Annotated in this window: 8 protein-coding genes; all 8 read right to left on the bottom strand. The window is 70.4% G+C overall.

The annotated features are described in order from the left end of the window. Positions 1 to 31: 31 nt before the first annotated feature. Positions 32 to 1,948: a glycosyltransferase gene (locus ABZ646_RS25910; protein WP_360523418.1), complete on the bottom strand. Its 1,917-nt coding sequence runs from the start codon at positions 1,946 to 1,948 to the stop codon at positions 32 to 34. A gap of 166 nt (positions 1,949 to 2,114) precedes the next feature. Next, complete coding sequence (locus tag ABZ646_RS25905) at positions 2,115 to 3,380, bottom strand: MFS transporter (protein ID WP_360523415.1); 1,266 nt, start codon at positions 3,378 to 3,380, stop codon at positions 2,115 to 2,117. A gap of 746 nt (positions 3,381 to 4,126) precedes the next feature. Then, on the bottom strand, positions 4,127 to 5,263 hold the full coding sequence (locus ABZ646_RS25900) for a dihydrofolate reductase family protein (RefSeq protein WP_360523412.1): 1,137 nt from the start codon (positions 5,261 to 5,263) through the stop codon (positions 4,127 to 4,129). Positions 5,264 to 5,532: 269 nt separating this feature from the next. Continuing rightward, on the bottom strand, positions 5,533 to 8,106 hold the full coding sequence (locus tag ABZ646_RS25895; RefSeq protein WP_360523409.1) for a glycoside hydrolase family 3 N-terminal domain-containing protein: 2,574 nt from the start codon (positions 8,104 to 8,106) through the stop codon (positions 5,533 to 5,535). Between the two features lie 46 nt (positions 8,107 to 8,152). Then, positions 8,153 to 8,368 (bottom strand): hypothetical protein, encoded by a 216-nt coding sequence (locus ABZ646_RS25890; RefSeq protein WP_360523406.1) that lies wholly within the window; start codon positions 8,366 to 8,368, stop codon positions 8,153 to 8,155. Then, positions 8,365 to 10,140 carry a PIG-L family deacetylase gene (locus tag ABZ646_RS25885; RefSeq protein WP_360523404.1) on the bottom strand — a complete coding sequence of 592 codons (1,776 nt, stop codon included), beginning with the start codon at positions 10,138 to 10,140 and terminating at the stop codon, positions 8,365 to 8,367. Before ABZ646_RS25885 ends, ABZ646_RS25890 begins: the two co-directional genes overlap by 4 nt. Then, positions 10,137 to 11,447: a sugar efflux transporter gene (locus tag ABZ646_RS25880; RefSeq protein WP_360523401.1), complete on the bottom strand. Its 1,311-nt coding sequence runs from the start codon at positions 11,445 to 11,447 to the stop codon at positions 10,137 to 10,139. Before ABZ646_RS25880 ends, ABZ646_RS25885 begins: the two co-directional genes overlap by 4 nt. Further along, the coding region (locus ABZ646_RS25875) for an FAD-dependent oxidoreductase (protein WP_360523398.1) at positions 11,444 to 13,001 on the bottom strand (1,558 nt) is incomplete at its 5' end. The genes ABZ646_RS25875 and ABZ646_RS25880, both read right to left, overlap by 4 nt.

Raw genomic sequence — 13,001 nt, 5'->3', positions numbered from 1 at the left:
GGCCAGTCTGCCCGTGCCACCCCCACATCTTTCACGCGTCGTCCGCGACGGCCAGCTCCGACCACGCGGTACGTCCGTCCGCGCCGGTCACCAGGATGACCAGGACGCCGTCCGCGGGCACGCGGACCCGACCGGCGAAGCCGTCGCCGTCCGGCTCCAGCGCGACCACGTCCGAGTCGGGATCGGGCGGCACCACCTCCACCCGCCGCGCGTCCCGTCCCCACCAGCGCACCCGTACGGTGCCGTCGTCACAGACGGCCCGGCCGTCACCGGCCTCGAACGGCTCCGCACCGGTCTGCGGTGTCCCACGCATCGGCGGCGCCGCGTCGGCCGGCCGGTTACCGGCCCGAACCGCCTCGAACACGGCCAGGAAGCGCAGCGCCGCCGCCCGCCAGGTGAAGCCGCGGGCCACCTCCACCGCGCGGTCACGCAGAACCGCCATCCGCTCCGGCTCCTCGTGCCACACCCGTAGCATCCGCTCCAGGCCGGCCCGGACCGCCTCGGTCAGCAGCGGGTCGTCCACCCGGAACGAACGCGGCAGAGCCAGCCCGGTGGCGCCCGGCGTGTCCAGGTCGACGGCGTGCCGGAAGTGGCGCATGCCGCGCTGGGCGGTCGCCACCGGGACTGACCCGCTGGCCATCGCCTCGCCCATCGCCATCAGGAAGGTGTCCATCTCGAACTTGGACGGGAACACGCAGAAGTCGCTGGAGACCGCCCAGTCCTTGATCGCGCCGTTGCTCATGGGTCCGGTGTCGACGCGCACCAGGTCCGCGTAGTCACGGGCGAGGGCGTCGAGGTCCGGGTCGTCCGGTGGCTGCGGCGCCAGGCAATGCAGCAGCACGTTACATCGCCCGCCTTCGTCCAGCAGCGCCCGGATACCCCGGAACAGTTCCTTCTGCCCCTTGTGCTGCACCGAGTACCGGGCGTTATGGAACAGGGTGGGCAGGGCGGGGTCCAGTCCGAGCGCGGTCAGTGTCCGTTTGCGGACCTCCTCGTCGCGCTGCACGTGCAGCCACTCGTCGCCGATCGCGCAGCCGCCGATCACCAGCAGGTCCTCGTGGGCGCGCAGTTCACGGCGGACCGCGAGCTGCTGGAACAGCTCCTCGAAGGGAGTCTCCGCCTGGGTCAGGGCATGGTCGAGCTGCCCCTCGGAGAGGAAGTCCATGGCGGCCACGGACCGCACCACCAGGCCCAGCATGGTGATGTAGTCGTGCTCCGGGCGCTCCGGGTAGTCCTTGTAGAGCAGGGTGCGCGGCAGGAACGCCCGCATGGCCCGCTCCAGACGCGAGTCAAGCGGCGGGTCCGCCAGTCCGTCCGCGACCGACGGGTCCGCGCCCATGTGCTCCAGTACTGCGCGCACTTGGGGCCCATACACCTTGGTGTTCACGGCCATGTTGGTTTGCACGGTGGAGACCACGTGGAAGCCGTGTCCGGCCAACAGGCCGGGCAACAGGTAGTGGTGGAACGGTTCGTGCAGGTGCACCATCGTGCCACCGGGGATCCGCTCGCGCACGTACCGGGCCGCCATCACCTGAAACACCAGCGGCTTGAGGAAGTCGAGGCTGTGCCCCTCCAGTTCGCGCGGAGGATAGAAGCTGTCGGGGAAGGCGTCCAGCACCCCGCCGCTCAGCATCACGATGTCGATGCCGTCCACTGTGACGCGGTGGGCGCGGGCGGTGACGTCCAGGGTGGTCGCCTCCGGGAAATGCGGCCAGTGGAGCGGGTCGAGTCGGACCGGTATCCGTTCATGGGCGCTCCAGTCCAATGGGGTGACCTCGTACCGTTCGGCGATGAGGGGCAGCAGCCCGTGGGCAGCGGTCACCGCTCCCGTCTCGTGCCCGGCCGCCTTGAACTGCCGTGCCAGGTTCCACAGGTAGACGGAGGTGCCGGCCTTGACGAGGTGGTCGTCGAACCCGCTGAACTCGAAGTGACACTCGATGATGCGCAATGGTCGTCCCTGTTCGTCGAATACGCGGCGGCGCGGCCGGCGTATGGGCGGGACCGGGGGTACATACATGTCCCCGGCCGTAGGGTGCCGAGAGTGGCCAGGGTAGTGATGGGCGGACCGCAGCGACGCTGCCGCGGTCCGCGGGAGGGCGAACGAACAGACCGGCTCAGCCCGCCGCGGTGTCGCCGGGTCGGGAAGGCGCGGCAAGGCGGTCGGTGGCTTCGGCCAGAGAGGGTGCTCCCTGCCCCCGGTCGTCGCGGGGGCGAACAGCGGAGGCGCCCAGGGCCACGCACAGCACCAGCAGCGCGGGCACGCCGAGGGCCGTGGGCAGCCCGGTCATGGTGCTCACCCCGCCGACCACGACAGGTCCGATCAGGAACCCGGTGTAGCCGAGGCTGACCACCAGGGACAGCGCCGCTCCGGCACGAGCCGGGTCTCGCTGGCCGGCCGCCGAGTACACCTGCGGGGCGATGCACGCCATGCCCGCACCAAGGCAGGCGAAACCAACGACTCCGGCCACCGGGTGCCCTATCAGCAGGGACGCGATCATGCCGACGGAGGCCACCACACCGCTGACGCGCACCAGCCGCACCGGTCCGAACCGGGCCGTCAGCCGATCGCCGAGCAGCCGGCCCACCGTCATCATCACCGAGAACGCGGCGAAGGCGGTGGCCGCCGCGCCGTCCGAACTGCCGAGGCTCTCGTGCATGTACACCGCGCTCCAGTCGGCCGCGGTGCCCTCACCGACCAGCGCGCACATGGCGAGCACGCCGAGGAAGACCAGATCGAAGGAGACCACGGAGCCCTTGGCGGGCGCGGGAGTGTCCGCAGTGGGCTCGGCAGGCTGTACGGGCGGGGACCCGGGCAGGGCCCACAGCGCAGCCCACCCGGTAAGCACCAGCACGCCCGCGCCAACGGTGACGAAGGTGGCGCCGGGTCCCACCCCCTGACGGGCGAGGAAACCGCCGACCGCGGCGCCGAGGAAGCCACCGATGCTGTAGACGGCGTGGAACGACGACATGACGGGCCGTCCGTAGGCTTTCTGCACCCGGATGGCGTCGGTGTTCATGGCGATGTTGAGAGTGCCGTGGTTCAGGCCGAACAGGAACAGCGCGACAACCAGAGCGGCCAAGGTGCCGACGTAGGCAGGCGGAACGAGCAGGACGCCCTCCAGCACGGCGGTGGGCACCATCACCCGGGTGCTGCCGAACCGGTCAGCAAGCCGGCCCAGGACCAGCATTCCCACGATCGCTCCCGCCGCGAACGCCAGCAGCGCCATGCTCAGCAGGCCGTCGCTGAGATGGAGGCGGCCCTTCACACTGGGAATGCGGCTGGTCCAGGCCCCCAGCGCTGTACCGAACAGAAGGAACAGCAGGGAGGTCGCGGTACGGCCCCGCAGTAGTGTGCGACGGTCGTGCGGTTGGGCGTTCACGTCCTGCCTCTCTTCCGGCGGACCGCCAATGGTCCGTCCCTGGTGCCTTCGACGACCACCGACGCACGGGAAGGACAGGAGAAGAGAATTCCATCCACCCGAATGTCCCCCGCAGTCAACGACACCCCTCACATACTGTCAAGGTTCATTCCGATCCCTATAACCCAATCATCAAAGACCTACAAGACATTAGTTCCGGCCATTCTTTCGAACCATTTCTGCAAGTTTTATCCGGCCACTCTTGGGGGAGGCGCCCATCCCGAGGTAACACAGCGTACAGGCCCACCCGATTGGCGAAATCCCCCGGGCGCCGCCGCCGCCCATCCCTGCTCCGCCCTACTCTCTGTTCCGACAATGCTCTTCTGACGGCGTTCGATAGGGCTTCCCGGTCGTCGTTCCCGAGTGGCGGTGAACCCTCCGGAAGGACTCTCCCCTGTCGCCAAGGGCGACAGCGAGACGACCGCGGCGTTTCTCCGATCATTCATCAGGCCGCTTTCCCATACATCCCGTCCGCGGGCCGTTCGACTGTACACAATCTCCATAAAGCAAAATATTTACGAAGAAGTCACACGCAAGCTCCGGAACGAAGCCCCGACCCGTTTTCTCCTCATCAAATGCCTCACCGAAGCAGGGCTCACCATGACGACACCACGCCAACAACGTCAGTAATCAAGCGACTCGACCTACAGAGGGCGGACGCGGCAGCCGGCCATCGCCGCATACCGCGCCCCTGCCGTGCGTGGCTCCTACCGTGCGTCGGTCAGGTGCGCGTTCGGGACCTTCGCCAGCTCCTCGTACTCCGCGAGCACCACCACCCGCACCCCACGCCTGCGCAGCGTCCCCGTCCCATCGGCCGCCGCCACGAACGTGTCCGGCTCGCGCCACGCGGTGACCACACGCCGCACCCCGGCCCGCAGGATCAGCTCGGCGCAAGGGTGCGGGCGGGAGGCGCGGTGAGTGCAAGGTTCGAGACTGGTGTAGACCGTGGCCGTGGCCAGGCGGGGGTCGGCCGGGGGGATCTTGGCCAGGGCGGCTTCCTCCGCGTGGACCACGGGGTTGCCGGCCTCCCGGGAATGGCCGCGGGCCAGCTCTGTGCCGTCCGCCGCCACGACCACCGCGCCGACGCTGAACGCGGTCCGCGAGGGCGGGCACTGGGCGGCCAGTTCGCAGGCAAGCCGTAGCCAGTGTCGGTCGGCGGCGGACGTCGACGCGTCCCCGCCGGGGGCCCTGGGTGCGTAGCGCATCAGGACCACGTCCTCGATCTCGCGGGTCTCCAGCAGGCGCAGGCGTCCGCTCTGATAGCCGCCGGGACCGAACAGGCGCGGCGCCTCGGGGTCGCCCACGAACAGCGGGGCGACGACCAGCTGGAGCTCGTCGGCCAGGCCCTGCCGCAGGAACTGGGTGTGCAGGGTACCGCCGCCCTCGACCATGAGGCGGTCCACGCCGTGCGCTTCGTGGAGGTGCGTCAGCAGGGCGGGCCAGTCGAGCTCCGGGCCCAGCGCCACGACCTCGGCGGCCAGACCCAGCGCAGCGACCCGCTCCGCGCCCTTCTCGGTCGTGTAGAGGACCTTCTCGCCGCCCGTGTGCCAGAACCTCGTGTCCGGGTCGAGGTCGCCGGTCGCGGTGACCGTGACCTTGAGGGGGTACTCGGGTTTCCCGGCGGCGATCCGAGCCACGCGCCGCTGCGGGTCGTTGACCAGGAGCCGCGGGTTGTCCGCGCGGATCGTGCCGGCTCCGATCATGATCGCGTCGACAGAGGCCCGTACCTCGTCGACGCGGTCGAAGTCGGCCGGGGACGAGAGCAGCAGGCGGTCGGGGCCGGTGTCGTCGAGGTAGCCGTCGAGGGAGACGGCGGCGGACAGCAGGACGTAGGGGTACTGCATCGGACGCGCTCACTCTCGGCGGTGGGCGGGTAGGGATCGACCGGGACGGAGCCGGGGTCGCCATCAGAGGGTGGGCGGGCATTTGGTCGAAACTTGAAGCCCACTTACGTGGGTCGCGTGAAAACTCGCTGGCTCGCCCTGAAGGAGCAGCGCGTGCGCCGCGGCGACGCACCTGCTCGCGAGCTGAGCAGGCAGCGGTAAGCAGGCACGGACGACGGGAAGGGCATACGAAATTGACGTCGTATGGCCCTCCCGTCGCAGTCGGTTCCTCAGGTCGCGGCGTCGACGGTCCCCGGCTCGAGCCACCGCACCCGGCCGACGTCCAGCCGGGCTGTGCCGTCGGTGTAGAGCATGAAAGGCACGTCCACATGACGCAGGTCGGAACCGATCGCGCGTAGCGACTCGACCGGCACGGTCACCGTCGACCAGGTACCCTGCGGCAGTTCCGCCAGGGCCTCGGAGATGTCCACGGCCGGCTGGGCGGGGTAGTCGTCATGGCAGGCGAGAAAGAGCGCCTCGGTCGGCCGCTCCCACACCCGCACCGCCACCTCGACCACGGCCCCGGCGTCGGCGTACCCGCGCAGGTCGGCCGGGTCGCCGGAGGCGAACTGGGCGTAGGCGAAGGCCGGCAGGCCGGGGCCCCTGAAACGCAGGGCGAGGGCGCCCGGCCGGTCCGGCTCGGTCAGCGGTTCGGCGCGCACCACGAGCGTGTCCGTCGGCTCGGTGAAGGAGATCTCCGGGCGCGACCAGGTGTTGTGGCCACCGATACGGAAGACGAATCCGGTGCCCGCGCCGCCGCGCACCTCCAGCGGCCCGGTGATCGGGGGTGCGGGGGTCGGGTCCCGGAAGGTGTCCAGAGGCAGGAGGCCGGCCGGTGAGGCGTCGACCATGCGCAGCCCGTGTCCGTACGGGAACAGCGGTTCGTGCTCGCCCTCGGGCACCTGTTCCTCCGCCGGCGCCCGGTAGCCGGGGATATGCGGGGGGATCCGGTTGACGGCGTGCGAGCGGGTGGTGCGCGGCCAGGAGGAGCCCAGCCTGCCCTGGAAGTCGTGTCCGGTCGTGCCGTCGACCGCGCGGAACAGCACGTCGGTGATCCCGCCGGCCTCGGTGCCCGGCAGCCAGGCCGCCACGAAGGCGTCGGAGAGGTTGATCTCCTCCGTGAGGTACAGCGCGCGTCCGCCGAAGAAGACCGTGACCACGGTGATCCCCTGCTCGCGAAGCCGGCGCAGGATGTCCAGGTCCCGGGCGTACGACTGCTTGAGGCCCGCGTAGGACAGGGTGCTCCACGGCTTCATCGTGCCGCGCATCTCGGCGTAGGAGTCCTCGCCCAGCACCATCAGCGCCACATCGTGGCGGGCGGGGTCCGCGTGGTCCAGGGCGGGGTCGACGGTGCAGCGGGCATCTCCGACGACCTCACGGACCGCCTGTGCCATGGTGGTCGCGCCGGGCAGGTCGTCCAAGGTGACGTCGTTGCCCTGCCAGGTAAGGGTCCAGCCACCGGCCTGCTTCTGGATGTCGTCAGCGCCGCTGCCGGTGACCAGCACGCGTGCGAAGCGGGACAGCGGCAGCGTCCCCTCCCGGTGTTTGAGCAGGACCAGCGACTTGCGTACCGCTTCCCGGGCCAGCGCCCGGTGCTCTGCACAGCCGAGCACGTCAGCACGCACGGCCAGCGGCCGCTCTCGGGGGCGGGGCTTCTCCCACAACCCGGCCCGCATCTTCACCCGCAGCACCCGGCGCACGGCGTCGTCGATCCGCTCCTCGGGGATCCGGCCCGCGCGGACGTGCGCGCAGGCCGTGCGGTGCACGGACTGCCAGGCGTCCCGCCCCGCGACCATCAGCACGTCGATGCCGGCGTTGATGGCGTACCAGGCGTCGCCGACGGTGCAGCCGGCCACCTCCGCATGGGCGTCCCAGTCACTGATGACGATGCCGTCGAAGCCCATCCGTCCCTTGAGCACGTCGGTGATCAGATAGCGGCTGCCGTGGATCTTGTAGTTGTAGGCGGGGCCGGTGTCCGGGCTGTGGTCGTAGTTGGCCCGGTTCTCCCAGCTGCTGAAGGAGACCATGACGGACTGCGCGCCGGCCGCCAGCCCGGAGAAGAACCCCACCGCGTGTATGTTGCGGACCAGGTCCTCGGCGCAGACGGCGGTGCCGCGGTCGGCGCCCTGTGCTGTGCCGCCGTCCGCGACCCAGTGCTTCACACAGGCCACCACCCGGCTGTCGGTGGTGAGTTCACCCGCGTCGCCCTGCAGGCCCCGGACCATGGCCGGCGCGTAGTCGTGGACAACCTCCGGGTCCTCCGCGTAGCCCTCGTAGTAGCGGCCCCAGCGGCGGTCCCGGGGGATGGTGACAGTCGGGGCAAACGTCCAGTCCATGCCGGTGGCGGCGATCTCGCGGGCGGTCGCCTCCCCGATCCGGCGCAGCAGGTCCGGGTCGCGGGCCGCGCCCAGACCGATGTTGTGCGGGAAGACGGTGGCGCCTCGCACGTTGTTGTGGCCGTGCACAGCGTCGGTCGCCCACATGAACGGGATACGGAAGGGACGCCCTTCGTACCGACTCGCGGACGCCTCCCAGAACGCGTCGACAGTCTTGATCCAGTCGTCGCGGCTCGCCTTCCGGTTGCCCTCGGGCCAAATGCCGGCTCCGTTGAGCGCGGAGCCGATGTGGAAGTCCCGCACGTCCTGCGCGGTCAGCTCGGCGAGTTCGGGCTGGATCATCTGGCCGATCTTCTCCTCCAACGTGAGCTGGGTGAGAATCTCCTCGATGCGCTGCTCTTGCTCGGGCGGCAGCGGGATCGCGGCGCTGATCGCGGGCCAGTCAGCGTGGTACGGCAGTCGGCTCATGCCTATCTCCTGCTGCGGTTGCTCAGTGGTCGGCTCGGCTGTCGGCTCAGTGGTCGGCAACCCAGAACCCCTCAATGATGTTTGCCATGCGGCGCTCCACCTCGGGGTCGGCCGGGATCGCCCAGGTAGGACGCGGCCACCGGGCCAGCGGCCCCAGGTCGGACAGCGCGGGAGCCACGGGGTCCGCGGCACTGCCGGCCGCGGACGTCTCGGGGTCTTCCGCCATGGGCGCCCCGGAGCGAGGGGTCACGGTCGTCGTCACTCCCCGTCCCCGGCGCGACGGCCGGTGTCGCCAACGCCCGGCTCGGTGATCCAGAACTCCTCGGTGCGTGCGGCGAACACCCGCTCCTGGAACGGCCACGGCACGACCGGCCGGGTCTGTCCCGGGGCGTACAGCTCGACCTGGGTGCGGTGTTCGCGGAACGCGGCGTGCTTCTGCGGCACGTATGCCTCGATGTCGTAGGAGACAAGGCGTTCGGATCCGGAGCCGGGGCCGTCGGCCGGCTTGCGGTTGACGAAGCCGAACTCCTCCTCGGTGCGCTCGTCCCACACCACGTACCGGTAGATGTCCGGCTCCAGGCCCAGTTCGGCCAGGCAGGACACCACCGTCTCGCCGGTCAGCCGGTGGTCGGCGTTGAGTTCCCGGAACTCGTGCGGCACGTACACCTGGGTGACCCTGCGGTGTTCGCGCAGCAGTTCCAGCACGTCCCGTCGGAACTCCGGCAGGTGGTCGGCGAGCCGGGTGTCGGGGTAGTCCAGGAAGCGCACCGCCTCCTCGCGCACGCCCATCGCCTTGCCCGCCATGAGGGCCTCCTGGCGGCGGATCTCACGCAGTTCCCCGGGGGTCGGGTTCTGGTGGATGTCCAGTACGGCCGAGTGGGACATCGCGCCGTCGGTGGCGAAGACCACGCCCACCTGCGCGCCCTCGGCGACGTGTCGGGCGGTGGTGCCGCCGCAGGCGATCACCTCGTCGTCCGGGTGGGGCGAGAACACCAGAATGCGGGGCGCGTCGCGGCGTGCCTCGCGGTCCTTCCAGAACCACATGCCGAGCAGGGGCGGGGTCATGGGCTCACCTTCCGGCTGTGTGGCGGCGGCGCGTTCCGCGTCCGTCCGGTCGATGGGGCGGACCTCCGAGCCGAACGCGTCGGTCACCTCGCCCTCGGCCAGTCGACGCGAGCGCAGGATGTCCTCGATCTCGTGGAAGTGGTTGCCGGGCACCAGCCGGGCGACCGGGGTGTCGAATTTGGCGGCGAAGTAACGGTAGTTGCGAGCAGCCGAGCGCATGTTGGACTCGTAGCTCTTGGGGTGCGGCACGTGCAGCGCGGCGGCGTCGCGTCGCAGCACGAAGCGCGCGCCGGCCGTGCGCAGCCGGTAGCCGAGGTCGACGTCCTCGGCGCCCCAGGAGCGGTACGCCTCGTCGAAGCCGCCGGTCTCCCGCAGAAGCGCGGTGGGGGCCGAGGCGTTGCAGGTCCACCACATCAGCCAGGGCGCCGTCAGGGAATCCAGATCCTCGCCGTAGCGCTCGTAGTAGTCCTCACGGATGTCCGGCCAGCGGCCCTCCGCGGTGAACCGCGCGAAGGAGGCGTCCGGGTCGGCGAAGTCGAGGGCGTCGAGGATCTCCTGGCCGTCCTCGTTGCCCTCGTTGAAGCACAGAACGTAGCCGACGACCGCGGTAGGGCCGTCCGCGTCCCGATGTGCCGAGAGGTGGGCGGCCAGCGCGCCGGAGTGCAGGATCACCCCGGAGTCGACGAACACACAGAGGTCGGCGCGGGCGTGTTCGATGCCGACGTTGCGGGCCTTGGCGACCCGGTAGCCCTCGTCCTCCTGGTGGTACCAACGGATGTCGAGCCGGTCGTGGTAGCCGGTGACGACGTCCTCAGAGTCGTCGGTGGAGCCGTCGTCCGCGACCACCACCTCGAAGCGGTCGCCGACGGCGAGCTGCTGGCGGCACAGTGATTCCAGTGTGTGCCGCAGCAGTCCGCTGCGGTTGTAGGTGGGCACGATGACGGTGCAGGTGGGCTTTGACGTGGTCACGCGACTCTCCCTTCGAGCGGGTGGGTGTGGTCGGTGGAGGGCCCGGGCGGAGGGGGCGGGGCGGAGCGCAGGAACAGCACCAGCAGCCCGGCCAGTGCGGTCAGGCCGGCGCACACCCAGAACACCTGGCCGTAGCCGGCCCAGGTGGCGACGGTGCCGACGGCGAGGCCGCCGAGGAACATGCCGGCCTTGAAGGCACTGGAGTAAAGGGCCGACGCGGTGCCCGGCCGGCCCGGCAGGCTGTCCTGGAGCGCCACCACAGGGACGTTGAAGGCGACGGCCACCCAGGCGGCGTTCAGGGGCTGCGCAGCCAGCAGCAGGGGAAGGCTCCGGATGAACGGCAGCAGTCCGAAGAAAAGGGTGGCGCAGACAGCGGCCGTAATCATCAGCCGTCTCTTGCCCAGACGGTCCGCCCAGGCGCCGGCCAGCACCAGCAGCGGAATCTCCAGGACAGCACTCACCCCGAGCAGCAGGCCGGCGGTCTGCGCGTTCATGTGCAGTTCGTCGGTAACGTACAGGGGCAGGTTGATCTGGTACATCGCGTTGGCGCCGAGCAACAGCACGACGGAGCCAAGGAGGATCATCGTGTGCAGTCCGACGCCGGCGAACATGCCCAGCAGTCCGGGCGGCTGCTCCTCGTCGCCGGGTCCGTCGCTCGCCGGAGGGGCGGGCGCCGCGCCGACGACCTGTGTGTCAGGGTGCGGCAGTCCCCAGTGGCACAGCAGCGCGGCCACCACCGACAGGGCGGCCGTCGCGGAGTACAGCGCGGTGAACGACCACTGGGCGATCGTCCAGAAAGCGAGTGGCGGTCCCACCACCCAGGCCAGCGAGGTGACCGAGCGTAGGAAGCCGTTGAAGAACGGGGCGTCCACGCCCCGCGCGTCCGCCAGTTCACGGGTGTAGGCGAAGAGCTGGCCGAAGCAGGCGCCACCCAGGCCGAAGCAGACGATGCCGGTCAACAGCAGCGCGTAGTAGTCGCGCAGGAACGTGTAGCCCAGTGCGCCGACGGCGTTGAGCAGCGCGGTCGCCACCAGGATCGTCCGGCGGTCGCGCAGCCGGTCGGAGACCGCGCCCACCACCATGTCGGTGCCGATCTCGGCGATCGACCGGGCGGCGAAGAACAGCCCGACCATCAGGGGCGTCGCGGCGGCCGCCTCGGTCAGAAAGAGGCTGGTGGTGGGCACTACGAAGGCACCGGCCAGCCCTATCGCCCCACTGACGGCAATGAGGTTGCGCACCGCGGGGTCGGTGGCAAGCCGCCACCGGCTCACCGCCGTCCCCGGTTCGGTCCTGGTCCGGTCTTTCACGCTCCCCTGCCTTGGGCGGACCCGGCGGTGCGGGTGGCGCGCTGCCGGTAGGGCAGCCACGGCGCGAGCTCCCTGCCGGCGGGCACCCTCGCGGCGGCGGCGAGGTCGGCCCCGTCGACCTCGCCTCGGGCCAGCAGGTCGCGCCGGGTGTCTTCAGGCAGCGCGGCCAGGACGCGGTGACGCAGACCGGTGAGGTCCAGGCGCCCGTCGTACACGGCGGGCACCGCGCTCCCCTGGCCCGGGCGCAGGCAGGTGGGATCGACCTGACTGGAGACGAGCGTCCAGTAGGCGCGGAAGTGCACCGCCGGGTCGGGCAGCGCGCCGCTGAGCAGACCCAGGCGGATCGTCTCCAGCCAACAGTCGAGGTAACGCCGGTCGTGCAGCGCGGACATGTGGCGGGCGCACCACTCCGCGCGTTCGACGGGTCCGGGCAGCGTGGTCTTGCCGCCGAGCACGCTGAGCACCCAGCCGCCGACCGCCTCGAAGTACGGGCAGGCGGTGCCGAACGCCTCGGTGTCGACGGGCGTGTTGATCACGGCCAGAGTCGGGTCGTGCCGCCAGAAGTGGTGTTCGTACAGGTCCTCGCGGCGCAGTCCGTCGATGAAGCCGTAGTCCGGCGGCTCGTAGCCGAGACAGAGCACCACCGCGTCGTAGCCGTCGGTGGTCCCGTCGGCGAGGACCACGAGCCCGTCGTCGGTGAACCGCTTGAACGCGGCCACGGGGTGCACCCCTCCGGCGGACACCGCGGGCACGATTTTCTCGTTCACGTGCACGGCCCCGTGGAAGCCCTGTTCCGGGAGCAGTCCGGTGGCCCGGTACATGCCCATGTAGTCGGGCAGCCACTCCGTCAGCCAGTCCAGGTATTCGGCGTAGGGCACCTCCTCGACGGCGACCCGGCCGGCGTAGGAGAACAGGGCATCGTTGTAGACGCCGCCGATGTCACGGGGCAGGAACAGCTGCCTGCTGCGCACGGACCAGTCCACCCGGGCGGCGTGCGGGGCCAGGTCGGCGGCGATGTCGGCGCCGCTCACCCCGCCCCCCACGACCAGCACCCGCTGTCCGGTGAAGCCGGCGGCGCCGCGGTACTCAGGGGAGGTGAGCACCCGGACCCCGGTGCCGGGCGCGGGCAGCCCTCCCTCCGGGAGCCGGGGCTGCCACAGCTCGCCGTTGGCGACCAGCACGGCGTCGACGCGTACCTGCTCCTCCTCCCCCGTCGCCCGGCGGGCCGTCACTTTCCAGTCGTCACCCTCCTTGACGACTCCGACCACCTCATGGCCGAACCGCACCGTTTCGAGCAGGCTGAATCTCGTCGCGTACGAGCGCAGGTATGCCTGAACTTCAGTGAGTTCGGGAAAGTCGGCAGCGAAGCTCGGAGGGTGGTCGGTGAACGGCATGCTCATCCGGGAGCTCTGCATCCGGACCCCCGCGTAGGCGCCGCCGGACGCCGGATTCCAGATGCCTCCAAGATCCGGGTGCTTCTCGAAGCAGACCACGTCGTGGCCATCGGCGAGAGCCTGCTTGACGCAGGTCAGACCTGCGGCACCGGCTCCGATC

This window comes from Streptomyces sp. NPDC007162 (assembly GCF_040634175.1).
GTDB lineage: Bacteria > Actinomycetota > Actinomycetes > Streptomycetales > Streptomycetaceae > Streptomyces.
This window is presented reverse-complemented; position numbering and strand designations above follow the sequence as displayed.

Excerpts from the sequence above, each read along its gene's own strand:
- ABZ646_RS25900 (WP_360523412.1), bottom strand. The coding sequence starts at position 5,263 with ATGCAGTACCCCTACGTCCTGCTGTCCGCCGCCGTCTCCCTCGACGGC.
- ABZ646_RS25895 (WP_360523409.1), bottom strand. The coding sequence starts at position 8,106 with ATGAGCCGACTGCCGTACCACGCTGACTGGCCCGCGATCAGCGCCGCG.